Origin of the sequence: Bacillus cereus group sp. MYBK222-1 (assembly GCF_051916425.1) — a bacterium.
GTDB lineage: Bacteria > Bacillota > Bacilli > Bacillales > Bacillaceae_G > Bacillus_A > Bacillus_A paranthracis.
Map to the genome: position 1 here is coordinate 479,904 of NZ_JBQAGP010000002.1, position 16,821 is coordinate 496,724.

Genomic DNA, 16,821 nt, shown 5'->3' on the forward strand with positions numbered 1-16,821 from the left:
TACTCCTTTTATTTGTTTCCCATTTTAGCGTGAGAGGCAACGAACATTGCATCACCAAAGCTAAAGAAACGATATTTTTCTTTTACTGCTTCATTATAAGCATGAAGTACATTATCTCTGTTTGCAAATGCACTTACAAGCATAATTAATGTTGATTTCGGTAAATGGAAGTTTGTAATTAAACCATCAATTGCTTTAAATTCGTAACCTGGGTACATAAAAATGTCTGTCCAGCCAGAAGCAGCACAAAGCTTGCCGTCATGATCTGTCGCAATTGTTTCTAACGTACGAGTTGAAGTCGTACCTACCGTAATAATACGTCCACCATTCTCTCTTACACGGTTTAATAATGCCGCCGTCTCTTCAGACATATGGTAATATTCTGCGTGCATATGGTGCTCTTCAATCGTATCAGCAGAAACTGGTCTAAATGTTCCAAGCCCTACGTGAAGTGTAATAAATGCTAACTCAACGCCTTTTTGTTTTAACTTCTCCAGTAACTCTTCTGTAAAATGAAGTCCTGCAGTCGGCGCTGCTGCTGAACCGATTTCTTTCGCATATACTGTTTGATAGCGATCGCGATCTTCTAGCGTCTCTTTAATATATGGAGGAAGTGGCATTTCTCCAAGTTCATCTAAAATTTCATAGAAGATGCCGTCATATGAAAATTCAAGCTGACGTCCACCTTGATCTGCAGTTCCTGTACAAGTTGCTTTTAATTTTCCTTCGCCAAAAGAGATAACAGTTCCTTCTTTTACACGTTTCGCTGGCTTAACAAGCGTCTCCCACTTATCACCTTCTTCTTGTTTTAAAAGAAGTACTTCAATGTGTGCGCCTGTATCTTCTTTCACACCATGCAGACGAGCAGGCATTACTTTCGTTTCATTTAAAACTAAGCAATCCCCCTCATGTAAGTAAGAAAGAATGTCTGTAAAATGTTTATGCTCAATATCGCCTGTTTCACGGTCTAACACCATTAATCTTGATGTTTCCCGCTCTTCTAATGGGACTTGTGCAATAAGTTCTTCTGGTAAATGAAAATCAAACAGATTAATATCCATAACTATATCCACCTATTTCTTATTTGAATCGATTTATTATATACATAATAAAAGATAATACAATACTTAACACAATACATGTAATGATAGGAAAATAAAAGGTAACGTTTCCTTTTTTCACAAAAATATCGCCCGGAAGTCTTCCAATGAACTTCCAAGCTAAGCCAACAACGATAAGTAAGATTCCTGCTGTAATAAGCAATTTTGGCATCTCCGTCATACTTTTGGCATCTCCATTCCGAAATGCTCATATGCAAGTGGCGTTACAATTCGCCCCCTTGGCGTTCGTTGTAAAAAGCCAATTTGTAATAAATACGGCTCATACACATCTTCAATCGTATGAGATTCTTCTCCAATCGTTGCCGAAACCGTTTCTAATCCAACTGGACCACCACGGAACTTCTCAATAATACCAAGCAATAATTTATGGTCAATATGATCTAGACCTAATTTATCTACTTGCAGTAGTTCTAACGCCATTTGTGTAATTTCCATCGTAACCGTTCCGTTACCCCGAACTTGTGCGAAATCTCGTACACGTCGTAATAAACGATTCGCAATACGAGGTGTACCACGAGCACGTCTTGCAATTTCTAGTGCAGCTAATGAATCAATTTCAACTTCAAATACTTCTCCTGTACGTTCCACAATCGCAGAAAGCTGATCTACTGTGTAATACTCTAATCTTGAAAGTACACCGAAACGGTCACGTAATGGCGCTGATAATGCTCCCGCACGCGTCGTTGCTCCAACTAATGTAAATGGCGGTAAATCTAAACGTACAGACCTTGCTGACGGTCCTTTTCCAATTACAATATCAAGGCAAAAATCTTCCATTGCAGGATATAGTACTTCTTCAATTGATCTATGCAAACGATGAATTTCATCAATAAATAATACATCCCCTGGCTGAAGTGCTGTTAAAACAGCCGCTAAATCACCTGGCCTTTCAATTGCCGGTCCTGAAGTTGTTCTAACATTTACGCCCATTTCATTGGCAATAATATTCGCAAGCGTCGTTTTACCAAGACCTGGTGGTCCATATAAAAGCACGTGATCTAGCGTCTCTTCACGCATTTTCGCCGCTTCAATAAACACCTCTAAATTATGTTTCGCTTTATCTTGGCCAATATACTGACGGAGCGTCTGTGGCCGTAATGAATATTCTAAATCTGCATCTTCATATGCTGATTCCCCTGAAAGGAGACGTTCGTCCATTATACTCACCTCTTACCATTTAGTAAAAGACTAAGTGCCTTTTTAATATACTGATCCGTCGTTAATGATTCTTTTAATAACTCTGGTACAACGCGAGAAACTTCTCGTTCCGCGTATCCAAGTGCGCGCAGAGCTTCCAACGCCTCATCAAGCTCAGCTGAAGAACCTTTCTTCTCATCAAAACGTTCTGTATCTGAGAATAAATCAACAAATGCATCTGGTACAACATCTGCTAGTTTTCCTTTTAAATCTAAAATCATTTGGCGCGCTGTTTTCTTCCCTACGCCCGGGAACTTCACTAAAAACTTCTCGTCCTCATGTTCAATCGCTTGAACGACCTGTCCTGTTTGACCAGAAGCTAAAATTGCAAGAGCGCCTTTTGGTCCAATACCAGACACGCCTAACAACTTTGTAAATAATAAACGCTCTTCACGTGTTTTAAACCCGTAAAGCGCCATAATATCTTCTCTCACATAATGATATGTATAGACACGGATTTCTTGCTTACTTCTTTGAAATACATACGGATTCGGTGTGAAAATTTGATAACCAATTCCATTATGATCAATTACGACATATTCCGGTCCTACATACTCCACGTAACCTGTAACATATTCAAACAAAATACGATCTCTCCCTCTTAAATCATGTATTCCATTTTAACATATTTAATGATAGAAAAGCGAGACTACCCCAACAAATGTTCTCTATTTGAAACTTCTGTTATTTTCCATTGACAGAAAGCATGAAGCACATTAATATACAGAAGTCGATAATGATTATCAATACTAATTAAAGGGGTTACATCAGGATGAAACGTAAGCTATTTATTTTATTTACTATTATGCTAGTTGTTCTTTCTATCGTTGGCTGTTCTTCTCAAAAAGAAGAATCAAAAGCAAAAGAACAACCGAAAACAAAAGTTGTAAAACACGCTAAAGGGGAAGCTACAATTCCAGTAAATCCAAAGAGAATTGTTGATTTATCGGGTTCAACAGAAGAATTATTACTTCTTGGACACAAACCTGTTGGTACAGCAAATACATATAAAGATAAAATCCAAAAGCATTTGACAGAAAAGCTAGACGGAGTAAAAGCAGTAGGTTGGTATTGGGCACCTAAAGTTGATTTAGAAGCTGTTACTGCTTTAAAACCAGACTTAATTATTTTGAACAATCGTCAATTAAAAATTTATGATCAACTAGAAAAAGTAGCACCGACAGTTGTTCTAGAAACAAACTTAGAAGACTGGCGCGGTAAGTTTAAAGAAGTAGGTAAACTATTTGACGAAGAAAAGAAAGCCGACAAATGGATTGCAGACTACGATAAAAAAGCCGACTCTTTATCTAAAAAGATTAAAGAGAAAACAAAAGATGAGAGCTTTATGTTCATCGCAGTTACACCACAAAACTTCCGTGTATACGGTAGCTTCGGGTACGGTGACATCATCTTTAACGACTTAAAACTTCCAGCAACAAAAGGTACAGATTTAAAACAAACGATGGCGCAAGTATCGCTAGAAGGTCTTGTTGCATTCCAACCTGACCAAATGTTTATTGTAAACTTTGGCGGTGAAGCTGATAAAGTTTACGAAGACTACAAAAACAGTGCCGTTTGGAAAGACAATAGAGCTGTAAAAAACAATCACGTATATGAAGTATCAAACGAAATCTTCAATACGAAAGCTTTCAATCCAATCGGAAAAGATATGCTAATCGATGAAATCGCAAAACAAATTTTAGATAAAAATAAATAAGAAAAAAAGCAGCTCACCATGAGCTGCTTTTTTTCTTATTTTGCACTGCATATTGTTTCATTTTTTCAATCGTCTTCACAAAACCTTCTTTTGATTTAATACGAATACCACGTTTCAATTTCGCACGCTCATAACTCTCAAGCTTTTTCATATCAATTTGAAAGAAGGAATGAATCGCATTATCGCTTTTCGGTACACCTTTAAAAATTTGTAATATCCCTTCCTCTGACACGCCAAAATAACCGCTCGTTTTTAATAACGGAGAAATATCGTCAACTTTCTTTTGTAATACGATTTGTACATCATCACGATCAACGAGCTGCCATTCTTTATATTGCTGTAAAAACTTTTCTAAGTCCGCTACTTTTTCTGTAAAGATTTCCTCACTTACTTCTCCATCAACATACATTCGCTCTAATAAAATTGTAACTTCAGGTTCTTTTTCTGTTACTTCTGGTACTGGCCCTTCCGCCTTCGCATTCGTTCCATAAACGAGACAAAACATCATAACGAAAGCTTGCATCGCAATCAGTATCCATTTCATTTCCGTTCACCTCTTTTAGGCAAGATCAAACTTTCATTAGTAGTTTCTCCGGAAATGGGGGTTTTATCCCTAATTCATAGATTACTCTCATTAAGACTTATAGAGTCCAATGATTTCTACCTATTTCGAAACATATTGATTACTTGAAAGCTTTTTTATATCTTTATTGGATTGTACCGTCGCTATATAGACTCCAATTAATACGATTGCCATTCCAACTATCTGTTGCCACGTAACAGCTGCTCCATATAGGACAACTGATATACAAGTAGCTACAATAGGAGTTAGATTTAAATACATACTCGCTTTGCTTGCACCTAACTCTTCTACTCCTTTATTAAACACGATATATCCAATTAACGTCCCGCATATGACCATATACAACATTTCTATCCATCCCTGTAAAGAAAACGTCCCAACCTTTCCCCATCCATCTTCATATAAAGAAAGGCCTGCTAAAAACCCAGTACCCAATACCGTCATACTCATTGTAGTTAATAAAGGGGAGACACCACTCATAACTTTTTTTCCTGTTAAGCTATATAACACCCCACAGATTAAAGCAGCTATAAATAAAAGATCGCCCTTATTAAATGACAAAGACATAAGTGTATTTATTGAACCGCTCGTAATAACAACTATTACACCGATAAGAGACAACATTAAACTTATTCCGACTTTTATACTCCAAGACTCTTTAAAAAATAATATTGCTCCTAAGGTTACAAAAACGGGCATTGTAGCAATAATAAGCGAGCCATTCAAAGTGGAAGTATAGTTAAGTCCCATAAAGAAAAAAACATTGTAGCCAAAAATACCTGTTAATGATACAAATAACAGCCCTTTCCAATTCTTTAATAACAAACTTGTATTCCACTCAGATTTCATAAAAACTATGCCTATTAAAATACAACCCGCTAAACCAAAACGAATTGTTGCCGCTGTAATCGGTGGAATTTCAGTAATAACATGCTCTGCTGTTGCAAAAGAGCCACCCCAAAATAAAGGAACAAGTAACATAATGACATACATACGATTTATTTTTTTCATTTTTATTACCCCTTTCAAGTAAACAAGTTCAAAAGTTTAAACTTGTTTACTTATTAGTTAAAAAAAAATTAATAATTCGATTCTATTGCTTGAAGTAAATCCTTCACCTGTTTTAAAAATTCTCCGGCTATTATAGAATAAAAAATTTCTTTTCCATGTCGATCCGCTACAATTAGTTCTGCTTGTTTTAAAATTTTTAAATGGTGTGAAACAGCTGGTCTAGAAATCCCCATTTTATCTGTTATTTGCGTTACATTCATCTGTTTGTTTTCTAACAATAGCATAATAATTTGCTGACGATTCTCATCCCCCAACGCCTGAAATATAGGTGTTACGACCTGAAATTTCTCTAATACAACTTCTGTATTTCTACATTCAAAATTCTCCATATCCTATTCATCCCAACCTTTTATATATAAAAAACATGTAATATATTACCATTAAATAGTAACTCTTTCATTCGCAGTTGTAAATAACTTTATTTTCAGACTCTTTTTCGATAAAAAAAGGAAGATTGGATTTCTCCATTCTTCCCTTTACATTCATACAAAATGAAAGACGCCTGCAAAGCAGGCGTCTTGATGCGTTTACGGCGAGAGACCAGGCGACCACATTCGCGTGTTTAGCACTTAAGCATATCTCTCGTCTTACGTAAATTAGCTCATCGCTTTGCTAATATAACATTAATAAAGTATAAGTGCAACATGTTTATAAAAATATTTTATTTCCTCTTTCATCCAAACAAATTATATGCAAATTATAAATTGATAAATGCAATATATATGTTACAATTAATATAACAGCGAAATCATCATAAACAGGAGATGGATATTGTGAAAAAAATAAAAGATGAACGTCTCATTCTGCAAACATTAAAAAATATACGTATTGCCTTTCTTTTTCAATCACTTGGTATAATTGGAATTTTAGGCTATATCGGATTCACTGAAGGACTAGATCAAATTACAAAATCTCCATTATGGCTATTATTTATTCTTACGAGTATTGTGCTTAGTTATTTACAGTTAAGCGTTTCAATTGATGTAGAAGAAAGCAAAAAGGACATCCAATTAACTCCTTACTATAAACTTGTCTTTCGCTCCCTTATCGTTGGAATTATTATGGCTATTATTTATATTATTTTCAGTCCAGAAAGACCTCTCTTTGAAGCTATTTTAACAGGCAGCATTCTCTTCATATGCTTTTTAGTATCTTACTCCGTTAGTTATTTTATAAAAAAGCGTCGTTTACAAGACAACGATGAATAAAGAGGAAGGGCTACCCTTCCTCTTTTATTTTGCTATCGCACTGTACCAGTTAAACCGTAACGAATGTCTCGGAACATATTCACTATGTCACGATTAAAATCGTTTGTAACTGTACCGTTACGCAAGCGTGTACTCATTGCATCGACACGAGTAAACATGTCATTTCTTACAGATACATATACGTTTCTGTTTCCAACTTCATTTGAAACCGCTTGACGAATTTCGTTCGCCATTGCCGTTTCATTTGTTACTGTGTTACGTGGTTTTACCGCAATCGCCACATCGTTTCCATATACAACTGTAGATACGCGGTCTACGTTATTCATACGTTTCACACGATTTGTAATTCTTTCTGCAGTTTTACCATCATTGTTAATGTATGAATTGTTCATTGTAATATTACGTGTTGGATGCGGATTAGCAATTTGACCGTTATAATTTACATCACGGTAATAGTTGTATCCTGTATCGTTACGACCATTTCTATATGTTACATAGTCTGTATAACGATCGTTACGCGTCACATTATCACGATACTGATGTGTATCATTATAAGATGTACGCTCATAATTGTAGTTACGTCCATCCATTGCATTGTTTTTTGGTGTACCACATGCAGCTAATGCACTAGTAACTAACAAAGAAGCAGCAATCACTTTTACTTTCGTATTCAATACAAAAACCCCCTCTGTTAGAATGAACTTCTCTTCTGAAAAGCTCCCTCTTATGATGAGTAACAGAGAAGGTTTTTACACTGTTAATATTTCACTGGGGATTTTCTAACATTTGGTGTAAATCTTCCGTTTCCAGAACGAATCTACATACAAAAAAGGTGGGAATCATCCCACCTTTTTTAAACTTCTTCTTCATCCTCTTCTTCTGAAACTGGCTCCCCAAATACATTTGGTGGATCTGGTTGATAATACATCGTTCCTGGCTGTGGTGCATATGCGGATTGAGTTGGTTGATAATATAAAGGATTCGCGTATTGTGGCCCTCCAGGTTGCGGACTATATAGCCTACTCTCTCCTCCGCATCCACAATCTTCCTCTCCTTGCACGAGCGGCGGCATATTATTATCTATCGGCATCATATTTGGATTTGGCATAGACGTATATTGCGGTCCAAACGGTGCTCCTTGCTGATATGGCATTTGATATGGATTTTGTTGTTGATAATACGGATTCGGCGGCATCATAGGCTGTTGGTACGGCATTTGATATGGCATCATATTCGGTGGTTGATTGTTATCCATGATTGGCATCATATTTGGCATTTGATTGTTATCCATAATTGGCATCATATTCGGCATTTGGTTGTTATCCATTATCGGCATCATATTTGGCATTTGATTATTATCCATAATTGGCATTATATTTGGCGGTTGATTGTTATCCATAATTGGCATTATATTTGGCGGTTGATTGTTATCCATGATTGGCATGATGTTTGGTGGTTGATTGTTATCCATGATCGGCATCATGTTTGGTGGTTGATTGTTATCCATGATCGGCATCATGTTTGGTGGCTGATTATTATCCATGATTGGCATGATGTTTGGTGGCTGATTGTTATCCATAATTGGCATTATATTTGGCACTTGAATATTTGGTGGTATTACTTGTGGAATCACTACATTTTCTTTCGATACATTTGGCGACACTATGTTTCCTACATTTTCTTTCTTTACTTGCGGTGATACTATATTTCCTACGTTTTCTTTCTTTACTTGCGGTGATACTATATTTCCTACGTTTTCTTTCTTTACTTGCGGTGATACTATATTTCCTACGTTTTCTTTCTTCACTTGCGGTGATACTATATTTCCTACGTTTTCTTTCTTCACTTGTGGTGATACGATATTCCCTACATTTTCTTTCTTTACTTGTGGTGATATTATATTGTCTTTTTTCGTTTGCGGAGAAATGATGTTATTAGGTTTCATTTTAGTAATTTGAGGAGCAATTAACTCGCTTCCTTTTTTAATTACATCTGAAATTTTATATTCTTTTTTCGTTTTTATTGGTGGTTGCGGCGGCTGCGGTAACACATTTACCGAAAACTTCGTATTTTCTTTTTCCGCTGGTTTTTGTTTTTCTATAACAGGTGGTTTTTGAATCACTGACGGTTTTTCAACTGGTTTTTCTTTTTGAATTGGCTGTTCTTTTTGCACCTCTTTTTGCGGTTTCACCTGTACTTCCTTTTGTGGCTTCACTTGTATTTCCTTCTGTGGTTTTACCTGTACTTCTTTTTGTGGTTTCACTTGCATTTCCTTCTGTGGTTTTACTTGCACTTCTTTTTGTGTTTGTTGCATGGCAGGCTCTTGTGTAATTGGTGCTGATTGATACGTAACTTCTTCCTCGTCTTCTATTCCAAGCGGCGTTGGCGTTGCTGCAAATTCTTTTTGTTGCACTTCTTTTACATATTGTTTTGGAGGTGCTGAACCTGCTCCAGCATGCTGTTTTACGTGTACACTGTTTGATGGTACTTTAATTTTCATACCTGGCATAATTAAATCTGGATTGCTAAGTTGTGTATTTGTTTTTTTCAACGTATCAAAATCCACTCCGTACTTTTTCGCAATTTTCCAAAGGGTATCCCCTTTTTGCACGATATGAATTTTCAAATTTTCCCCCTCCTGTATAACTTATCTATAAGTAACAAATCTCATGAAGTAACCCTTTCTAAATAACGTTAACCTCTTTTCACTTGTATCACTTCTTCGATTTTCGATATCATTAGAAGCGGAATAAGTATAAGATAATCGCAATGATTTCTTCAAAACAATGTATGCCCATTTTGTTCTCGTTATGATTATATGTACGAAAAAAAGCAACGGGAATCCGCTGCTTTACACACGCTCTAACATACGATTTAATGCAAGAACTGCCTCTTCAGTCACTTGTTTATCTACGCTAATGACGTTAATTTCTTCTCCTTTTTCTATCGTTTCAAGTGCCCATAATAAGTGCGGCAAATCAATTCGGTTCATCGTTAAACACGGACACATAAAGGGGTTAAGTGAAACAATTTCTTTATCTGGATGTTGTTGAATAATTCGGTTCACTAAATTCATTTCTGTACCAATCGCCCATTTACTTCCGGATGGAGCCGCTTCAATCATATCAATAATGTATTTCGTTGAACCTGCATAATCCGAAGCAGCTACAACTTCGTAGCAACATTCTGGATGTACAATAATGTTCATGTCCGGCTGATTTTTCCGTACGTTCTCAATGTTTTTCACTGTAAAATTTTGATGAACAGAACAATGTCCTTTCCATAAAATCACTTGGATTTCTTCTATATCTCCATCGTACTCTAATGAATCAGTATGTGGATCCCATACTGCCATTTTATCTAACGGGATACCTAAATCGTACGCTGTATTTCTTCCTAAATGTTGATCCGGTAAAAAAACGAGACGCTCTTTTTGTGTAAACGCCCAAGATACCATTTGTTTTGCATTAGAAGAAGTTACTGTTGCTCCGCCATTACGACCGCAAAATGCTTTAATTGCAGCCGTAGAGTTTACATACGTTAACGGAATCATCGTATCTCCAAATAATTTCATGAGCTCTTTCCATGCTCTTTCTGTTTGTTCAATATCTGCCATATCTGCCATCGAACAACCTGCACGCATATCTGGCAAAATAACAATTTGATCATCTGTCGTTAACATATCTGCTGTTTCCGCCATAAAGTGTACACCGCAAAATACAATATATTTCGCCTCTTTATTGCTCGCTGCAACTTGCGCAAGCTGAAGTGAATCTCCTGCTGCATCAGAAAATTGTACCACTTCATCTTTTTGGTAATGATGGCCTGGAATAAATAGCGTTTCCCCCATTTTTTCTTTAATTTCACGAACCCGCTTTTCCATATTTTCTGTTGACATCGTATAATAACGCTCTGGTAACATCGTTTCAATCGGTTGTACTTTTTCTAAAATACTCATATTTCTTTCTCCCCCTCTAAGCCACTTTCCTTACGCCTCAATATTGAAACTAATATCAAGTGCTTTCACTGAATGTGTTAACGCTCCAAGTGAAATATAATCTACCCCTGTTTTTCCGTATTTCGATAAATCTTCAATGGTAATACCTCCTGAAGCTTCTGTAACAATGGCACTTGGTACAATCTTTGAAAACTCTCGAATCTCATCTGGCGTACGGTTATCAAACATAATAATATCTGCACCAGCAGCTACAGCCTCTCTCACTTGCTCCTCTGTTTCTGTTTCCACTTCTACTTTCACCATATGTCCTAACTTTTCTTTCACCGATGTAACAGCTTTCGTAATAGAACCAGCAAAAGCAATATGATTATCTTTGATCATGACACCGTCATATAAGCCGAAACGGTGATTAAATCCGCCTCCGCATACAACTGCATACTTATCAAACATACGTAGCCCTGGCATCGTTTTTCGCGTATCACAAATGCGTGTATGGCTGCTATCTAAGGCACGAACAGCCTCGTATGTCATTGTCGCTATCCCACTCATACGCTGGATAACGTTTAATATAACGCGCTCTGCCGTTAATAACGATGCGATTGGTCCTTGGACAGTTGCAATTATTTCGCCTTTTTCTACAAGATCTCCATCTTTTTTATGAAGCTCCACTTTAATTCTCTCATCAATTAATTTAAACCCTTCTTCAATGACTAAACGTCCCGCAAAGACTCCTGTATCCTTTGCAAGAAACGTTCCTTTTGAAAGTAAATTATCTGGAAAAATAAGCTGAGATGTTACATCTCTTTCTCCTATATCTTCTAGAAAAAATCGATTTAATGCTTCTTTAACCTTTATCGTATTCATAAAGCCCCTCTTCCCCTCATTACACAAGTTGTAGTTTTCTTTTCACTCGAACGATTTCTTTTTTTACGCTATTTCTATGTGGGTAATCACTTCGATAATGGCCACCAATGCTTTCTTCTCTTTGCAAAGCTGATACGACGATAAGCTCACAAACTGTTAACATATTCATAAGCGTTATCTCTTCATTTGTAAGAACATCATGTTGTAATATCATATTTCGAACACCGTACTTACTAAGCCATCTCTTTGCATAAGATAAACTTTGCTCTGTTCGCACAATCCCAACATATTTCATCATGCATTCTTGTATTTCTTCTTTCGTCGGCAAATGATTCAGAACGATAAACTTCTTTTCCTTCTCAGCAAAGTTGTTCAATCTGTCTTTTGTCGCTTTCGTTAAAAGATGCTGTCCTATTCTTTTTCCAAACACAAGACCTTCTAATAATGAATTACTCGCTAATCTATTTGCTCCATGAACCCCATTACAAGCTACTTCACCGACTGCATATAAATTTGGAATAGACGTCTCCCCATCAATGTTTGTTTTCACGCCACCCATATGAAAATGAGCACCGGGTACGACTGGAATGCGTTTTTTAGTAATATCAACACCATTCTTTTTACACAATGCTGATACAGTTGGAAAACGTTCTTCGAAATTTTGAATAGACTCGATATTCAAATATACTTTTTCACCCGACAAAAGCTGTTCATGAATCGCTCTTGCCACTACATCACGCGGTGCGAGATCATGATCTGGATGTATATCCATCATAAAACGCTGCCCTTTTCCGTTTATAAGGACAGCTCCTTCACCGCGGACTGCTTCAGAGACGAGACCGCAGCATCGCCCGCCCGCATATAACATCGTTGGATGGAATTGTACAAATTCTAAATCTACAAGCTCCCCACCCGCGCGGTACACCATCGCAAGTCCATCACCCGTAATTGTTTTGTCATTAGAAGTAAAAGCATACAAACCACCAATCCCGCCTGAGGCTAACACCGTATAATCTGCATCATAACGCTTCAACTTCCCTTCACTATCTCGCGTTAAAACTCCAGCACATTTTTCGTTTTCTATAATAAAATCAAGCACCATTTCCTGTTCCACTACCGTAACATGCGGAACTACTTCTTGAATGAAATGCTCTAATAAATTCTTTCCTGTTGCATCGCCACCTGCATGTAAAATACGCCGCTTCCGATGTGCACCTTCTTTTCCAAGGTGAGGGCCCGTTTCATCTCCATCAAATTTCATTCCATTTTCAATGAGATGATTCATTTCTTTCGGCCCTTCTTCAACTAAATAACGAACCGTATCTTCATTGTTATAATGACATCCTGCTACTAACGTATCTTCAAAATGATCATTTGGATTGTCATATGTAGCTACGGCTGCGGCAATTCCACCTTGCGCTAAATATGTATTATTATTACGATTTGTTTCCTTTGTGATAATAATCACATTCTTTTCGTGACAAATCTCTTTTGCAACACGAAGTGCCGCAACGCCACTTCCAATAATTAAGACATCTGCACTTGGCATAATTGTTGCCTCCTACTTTACACTTTTCAACTGTCTTGACACCTATATTTACATAGTTTTAAAATAATGACAAGAGTTTTTTTATAATTCTTATTTTCACTACCATTTAAAAAAATAAAAGAAATGTAACTCTTACTAGAGAGAGGAACTTACATGATGATATATCTTGATTATGCAGCTACTACACCTATGAGCGCGGAAGCATTACAAACATATACGAAAGCAGCATCGCAATACTTCGGAAATGAACAAAGTTTACACGATATTGGAGGAACGGCCTCTTCTTTACTACAAGTTTGTAGAAAAACATTTGCCGAAATGATTGGTGGAAAGGAACAAGGGATATTCTTCACGAGCGGTGGGTCAGAATCGAACTACCTTGCGATTCAGTCCCTTCTCAATGCCCAAAATAAGAAGCATATTATTACGACACCTATGGAACATGCATCCATTCGAAGTTATTTTCAATCCTTACAATCAAAAGGGTATACAATTACTGAAATTCCTGTTGATAAAAATGGACTCATTCGTTTAATAGATTTAGAAGAAGCTATTACAGAAGATACTGTTCTAGCAAGTATACAGCACGGAAACTCTGAAATCGGAACCGTTCAAAATATCGCAGAGATTGGGGCACTTTTAAAAAAATATAACGTTTTATTTCATTCAGATTGTGTACAAACCTTTGGTAAACTTCCTATCCATGTTTTTGAGATGGGGATTGATAGTCTTTCTGTTTCAGCACATAAGATATACGGACCGAAGGGTGTTGGCGCTTGCTATATCAATCCGCAAGTTCGCTGGGCACAAATATTTCCGGGAACCTCTCACGAAAGAGGTTTTCGTCCAGGTACAGTGAACGTTCCTGGCATCGCAGCTTTTTTAACAGCTGCTGAGAATATATTAAAAAATCAACAAGAAGAAAGTTTACGTTTTAAAGGGTTACGATCTTACTTTTTAGAGCAAATACGAACACTTCCACTAAAAATTGAAGTAGAAGGTCATTCTACTTCTTGTTTACCACATATTATTGGGGTTACAATAAAAGGAATAGAAGGCCAATATACAATGCTAGAATGTAATCGCCGCGGTATTGCCATTTCTACCGGAAGTGCTTGCCAAGTTGGTAAACAAGAACCTTCGAAAACAATGCTTGCAATTGGAAAAACGTATGAAGAGGCAAAACAATATGTCCGCTTCTCTTTCGGACAACAAACAACGAAAGATCAAATTGATACTACTATTCATGCACTACACACAATTGGAAATCAATTTTATAGAGGTGTTAAATCATAATGAAACAAAATGAACAAAAAAAGATTTTAGGTGAAGAAAGACGACAACTTATCCTTCAGTGGCTTCTCGCTGCAAATGAACCGTTATCCGGAAATGAGCTATCGAAAAAGACAAACGTAAGTAGACAAGTTATCGTGCAAGATATTTCCTTGCTTAAAGCACGAAACGAACCGATCATTGCGACTGCTCAAGGCTATTTATATTTAAAACCACAAGAAAAACAGCAAGCTTTCGAACGCGTAATTGTATGCCAACATAAACCAGCAGAAGTACGTCAAGAACTTACAATGCTTGTTGACCACGGCGTTACGATTAAAGATGTAAAAGTTGAGCATCCTGTATACGGTGACTTAACAGCATCCATCATGGTAAGTAATCGCTTTGATGTAGAGCAATATTTACAAAAAATCGAAAATACAAACGCTTCCTATCTATCGCAACTAACAGATGGTATTCACTTACATACAATTGAAGCGGATTCTAAAGAAAAATTAGACGCTGCTTGCGAGGCTTTAGATAAAGCAGGATTTCTCGTTTATTAATGTAAAGCACAGAGTTTTTTATCATTCTCTGTGCTTTTTTAATGATATAATATTGTAATCAATTGTAAAGGAGATCAAAGATGGGAATTGAACTCGTTCACTTTAGCATTGGCAAACCGAAACAAATGAAATATGGCGAAGATAAAGAAATGATAACAGGTATATGTAAAGATTCTACGGAAGAAGCTTTTCTCTCAAAAGATGGCTTCCTTGGTGATGACGTAGCGGATTTAAAACACCATGGGGGACCTGATCGTGCAGTTTGTGTGTACCCACACGAGCATTACGCACTATGGGAAGAAGAATTCCAAACAACACTCCCCGCTTCTGCATTTGGCGAAAACATTACCGTAACAAATATGTTAGAGCGTGATGTTTGCATCGGAGATACATACAAATTAGGTGAAGCAATCATTCAGGTGACACAAGCAAGAGTACCTTGTAGCACAATTTCAAAACGCCTCGGTATTCCTGGCATACTGCCGCGCATTGTAGCAACTGGATTTACTGGCTATCTATGCCGCGTTCTTCAAGAAGGTACTGTACGTAAAGATTCTAAAATTACTTTACTAGAACGTCAACCGAGCAATGTTTCTGTCTTGTTCTCTAACGAAATTTATTTTCATAATAGAAAAGATAGAGATGGCATCGAAAAGATTCTTGCTGTTCCAGAACTAGCTGACGTTTGGCGTGGTCAATTAGAAGAGCGTCTTGCGAAGTTAAAATAAAGAATCCCACCATTTATAGGTGGGATTTTATTGATCTATCACACGGTATAATCTAACTCCCCTTATAACCAATAAGAAGAATAACTCCCCAGCACCGTAACAGAAAAACCGAGTGCTTCAAGTTCCATCGTTACGCCTGGCAATAATACATCATCATATGCTTTATCGACATCAATCAAGAAAAAGTAATTTCCAAGACCCGTTTTCATCGGGCGCGATTCAATTTTTGATAAGTTTAATTTTCTCCATGCGAAAGCTGATAACACTTGATATAGTGCCCCTGCATAATCAGCAGGTAACGTTATCATAAGCGTCGTTTTCTCTCCGCGGTTTTCTCCATTATTTGAGAGTATAGCTTTCTTTTTCTTATGGAGCACTAGGAAACGTGTATGATTATTTTTATGTGTATGAATACTTCGTCTTACGATCGTTAATCCGTATTTCTCTGCAGCTGCTTCATTTGCAATGGCAGCAATTTTTTCTTCAGGATGTTCTTTCACATATTGCGCAGCAGCACTTGTTGATGTCATATCTCGAGCAGTTATCCCTTTTAATTCTTCATTTAAAAACTTATGACATTGTGCAATAGCGTGTGGATGAGAATGCACTGCATATACTTCTTCCCACACTTCTGCATACTGCGGATGTACAAGTAAATGTTGCTGAATGGGCACTGTAATTTCTCCTACAATAGAAAGTGGTTGCTCATGCACGAGATAATCAACTGTTATATTCACTGAACCTTCTATAGCGTTTTCTAGTGGTACCACTGCATAATCTACATTTCCATTTGCAGTTGCATCCATACAGTCTGGAATCGTTCGATACGGTACATGCTCTGCTTCCGGAAAAAAACGACTCACCGCCATATTTGTAAATGTTGCTTCTGGTCCTAAATATCCTACTCGAATCATCGTCTTTTCCCCTCTTTTTCGTTTTCTTACTGTTATACCATACTTTTTTATATTCTTCTATGTAAATTTCGAA

The 16,821-nt window shown here is 37.0% G+C and carries 17 protein-coding genes and 1 pseudogene; 5 read left to right on the plus strand and 13 right to left on the minus strand.

Features of this window, described 5'->3' with window-relative positions; translation table 11 throughout:
- Nucleotides 1-8 precede the first annotated feature (8 nt).
- Genes queA through ruvA form a run of 4 tightly spaced genes read right to left on the minus strand, consistent with a single transcriptional unit; the run spans nucleotide 9 to nucleotide 2,902 of the window.
- The gene (gene queA, locus ACTFR9_RS14505; RefSeq protein ID WP_000354031.1) at nucleotides 9-1,061 is read right to left on the minus strand and encodes a tRNA preQ1(34) S-adenosylmethionine ribosyltransferase-isomerase QueA; all 1,053 of its coding nucleotides are present in this window, start codon (nucleotides 1,059-1,061) and stop codon (nucleotides 9-11) included.
- Nucleotides 1,062-1,080: 19 nt separating this feature from the next.
- Nucleotides 1,081-1,281, minus strand: a complete 201-nt coding sequence (locus ACTFR9_RS14510) for a DUF2905 domain-containing protein (RefSeq protein ID WP_000138162.1) — start codon at nucleotides 1,279-1,281, stop codon at nucleotides 1,081-1,083.
- A complete protein-coding gene (gene ruvB, locus ACTFR9_RS14515; RefSeq protein WP_000344452.1) occupies nucleotides 1,278-2,279 on the minus strand; it encodes a Holliday junction branch migration DNA helicase RuvB in 1,002 nt (333 codons plus the stop codon). Before ruvB ends, ACTFR9_RS14510 begins: the two co-directional genes overlap by 4 nt.
- Nucleotides 2,280-2,284: 5 nt before the next feature.
- Nucleotides 2,285-2,902 (minus strand): Holliday junction DNA helicase RuvA, encoded by a 618-nt coding sequence (ruvA, locus tag ACTFR9_RS14520; protein ID WP_000464511.1) that lies wholly within the window; start codon nucleotides 2,900-2,902, stop codon nucleotides 2,285-2,287.
- 188 nt (nucleotides 2,903-3,090) lie between these two features.
- Here ruvA and ACTFR9_RS14525 point away from each other — a divergent pair, with 188 nt between their 5' ends.
- Nucleotides 3,091-4,035: an iron-hydroxamate ABC transporter substrate-binding protein gene (locus tag ACTFR9_RS14525; protein ID WP_000823601.1), complete on the plus strand. Its 945-nt coding sequence runs from the start codon at nucleotides 3,091-3,093 to the stop codon at nucleotides 4,033-4,035.
- A 13-nt stretch (nucleotides 4,036-4,048) separates the two neighbouring features.
- Here the strand turns inward: ACTFR9_RS14525 and ACTFR9_RS14530 are convergent, their stop codons facing one another.
- From ACTFR9_RS14530 to ACTFR9_RS14540, 3 genes are all read right to left on the minus strand, one after another.
- Nucleotides 4,049-4,579: a BofC C-terminal domain-containing protein gene (locus ACTFR9_RS14530; RefSeq protein ID WP_076856677.1), complete on the minus strand. Its 531-nt coding sequence runs from the start codon at nucleotides 4,577-4,579 to the stop codon at nucleotides 4,049-4,051.
- A 120-nt stretch (nucleotides 4,580-4,699) separates the two neighbouring features.
- The gene (locus ACTFR9_RS14535) at nucleotides 4,700-5,629 is read right to left on the minus strand and encodes a DMT family transporter (protein WP_000723576.1); all 930 of its coding nucleotides are present in this window, start codon (nucleotides 5,627-5,629) and stop codon (nucleotides 4,700-4,702) included.
- 68 nt (nucleotides 5,630-5,697) lie between these two features.
- Nucleotides 5,698-6,018, minus strand: coding sequence for an ArsR/SmtB family transcription factor (locus ACTFR9_RS14540; RefSeq protein ID WP_000426918.1), 321 nt, complete (start codon nucleotides 6,016-6,018; stop codon nucleotides 5,698-5,700).
- Nucleotides 6,019-6,462: 444 nt separating this feature from the next.
- Between ACTFR9_RS14540 and ACTFR9_RS14545 the strand changes: the two genes are divergently transcribed.
- Nucleotides 6,463-6,897 carry a hypothetical protein gene (locus tag ACTFR9_RS14545; RefSeq protein WP_000721230.1) on the plus strand — a complete coding sequence of 145 codons (435 nt, stop codon included), beginning with the start codon at nucleotides 6,463-6,465 and terminating at the stop codon, nucleotides 6,895-6,897.
- Nucleotides 6,898-6,929: 32 nt separating this feature from the next.
- On the opposite strand, the gene ACTFR9_RS14550 is transcribed toward ACTFR9_RS14545, so the two are convergent.
- From ACTFR9_RS14550 to nadB, 5 genes and pseudogenes are all read right to left on the minus strand, one after another.
- Complete coding sequence (locus ACTFR9_RS14550; RefSeq protein ID WP_001093544.1) at nucleotides 6,930-7,571, minus strand: YhcN/YlaJ family sporulation lipoprotein; 642 nt, start codon at nucleotides 7,569-7,571, stop codon at nucleotides 6,930-6,932.
- Between the two features lie 1,795 nt (nucleotides 7,572-9,366).
- Nucleotides 9,367-9,523 (minus strand): annotated as a pseudogene (safA, locus tag ACTFR9_RS14555) (SafA/ExsA family spore coat assembly protein); the annotation flags it as partial.
- A 225-nt stretch (nucleotides 9,524-9,748) separates the two neighbouring features.
- Nucleotides 9,749-10,855 carry a quinolinate synthase NadA gene (nadA, locus tag ACTFR9_RS14560; protein ID WP_076867635.1) on the minus strand — a complete coding sequence of 369 codons (1,107 nt, stop codon included), beginning with the start codon at nucleotides 10,853-10,855 and terminating at the stop codon, nucleotides 9,749-9,751.
- Between the two features lie 30 nt (nucleotides 10,856-10,885).
- Nucleotides 10,886-11,719: a carboxylating nicotinate-nucleotide diphosphorylase gene (gene nadC / locus ACTFR9_RS14565; RefSeq protein WP_001092219.1), complete on the minus strand. Its 834-nt coding sequence runs from the start codon at nucleotides 11,717-11,719 to the stop codon at nucleotides 10,886-10,888.
- A 19-nt stretch (nucleotides 11,720-11,738) separates the two neighbouring features.
- Complete coding sequence (nadB, locus tag ACTFR9_RS14570; RefSeq protein ID WP_001138551.1) at nucleotides 11,739-13,268, minus strand: L-aspartate oxidase; 1,530 nt, start codon at nucleotides 13,266-13,268, stop codon at nucleotides 11,739-11,741.
- Between the two features lie 153 nt (nucleotides 13,269-13,421).
- Here nadB and ACTFR9_RS14575 point away from each other — a divergent pair, with 153 nt between their 5' ends.
- From ACTFR9_RS14575 to ACTFR9_RS14585, 3 genes are all read left to right on the plus strand, one after another.
- Entirely contained in the window at nucleotides 13,422-14,564 is a 1,143-nt protein-coding gene (locus ACTFR9_RS14575) for an IscS subfamily cysteine desulfurase (protein ID WP_229136248.1), read from the plus strand.
- On the plus strand, nucleotides 14,564-15,106 hold the full coding sequence (locus tag ACTFR9_RS14580; protein WP_000812272.1) for a transcription repressor NadR: 543 nt from the start codon (nucleotides 14,564-14,566) through the stop codon (nucleotides 15,104-15,106). Before ACTFR9_RS14575 ends, ACTFR9_RS14580 begins: the two co-directional genes overlap by 1 nt.
- An 80-nt stretch (nucleotides 15,107-15,186) precedes the next feature.
- A complete protein-coding gene (locus ACTFR9_RS14585) occupies nucleotides 15,187-15,834 on the plus strand; it encodes an MOSC domain-containing protein (RefSeq protein WP_000510675.1) in 648 nt (215 codons plus the stop codon).
- A 62-nt stretch (nucleotides 15,835-15,896) separates the two neighbouring features.
- On the opposite strand, the gene pheA is transcribed toward ACTFR9_RS14585, so the two are convergent.
- A complete protein-coding gene (pheA, locus tag ACTFR9_RS14590) occupies nucleotides 15,897-16,748 on the minus strand; it encodes a prephenate dehydratase (protein WP_061132109.1) in 852 nt (283 codons plus the stop codon).
- Nucleotides 16,749-16,821: the final 73 nt, after the last annotated feature.

Bases quoted from the DNA above. Each gene is read 5' to 3' on its own strand.
- nadB (WP_001138551.1), bottom strand. From the start codon at position 13,268: ATGCCAAGTGCAGATGTCTTAATTATTGGAAGTGGCGTTGCGGCACTT.
- nadC (WP_001092219.1), bottom strand. From the start codon at position 11,719: ATGAATACGATAAAGGTTAAAGAAGCATTAAATCGATTTTTTCTAGAA.
- ACTFR9_RS14530 (WP_076856677.1), bottom strand. From the start codon at position 4,579: ATGAAATGGATACTGATTGCGATGCAAGCTTTCGTTATGATGTTTTGT.
- ruvB (WP_000344452.1), bottom strand. From the start codon at position 2,279: ATGGACGAACGTCTCCTTTCAGGGGAATCAGCATATGAAGATGCAGAT.
- ACTFR9_RS14575 (WP_229136248.1), top strand. From the start codon at position 13,422: ATGATGATATATCTTGATTATGCAGCTACTACACCTATGAGCGCGGAA.
- ACTFR9_RS14585 (WP_000510675.1), top strand. From the start codon at position 15,187: ATGGGAATTGAACTCGTTCACTTTAGCATTGGCAAACCGAAACAAATG.
- ACTFR9_RS14525 (WP_000823601.1), top strand. From the start codon at position 3,091: ATGAAACGTAAGCTATTTATTTTATTTACTATTATGCTAGTTGTTCTT.
- ACTFR9_RS14535 (WP_000723576.1), bottom strand. From the start codon at position 5,629: ATGAAAAAAATAAATCGTATGTATGTCATTATGTTACTTGTTCCTTTA.
- queA (WP_000354031.1), bottom strand. From the start codon at position 1,061: ATGGATATTAATCTGTTTGATTTTCATTTACCAGAAGAACTTATTGCA.
- ACTFR9_RS14510 (WP_000138162.1), bottom strand. From the start codon at position 1,281: ATGACGGAGATGCCAAAATTGCTTATTACAGCAGGAATCTTACTTATC.
- ACTFR9_RS14580 (WP_000812272.1), top strand. From the start codon at position 14,564: ATGAAACAAAATGAACAAAAAAAGATTTTAGGTGAAGAAAGACGACAA.
- ACTFR9_RS14540 (WP_000426918.1), bottom strand. From the start codon at position 6,018: ATGGAGAATTTTGAATGTAGAAATACAGAAGTTGTATTAGAGAAATTT.
- pheA (WP_061132109.1), bottom strand. From the start codon at position 16,748: ATGATTCGAGTAGGATATTTAGGACCAGAAGCAACATTTACAAATATG.
- nadA (WP_076867635.1), bottom strand. From the start codon at position 10,855: ATGAGTATTTTAGAAAAAGTACAACCGATTGAAACGATGTTACCAGAG.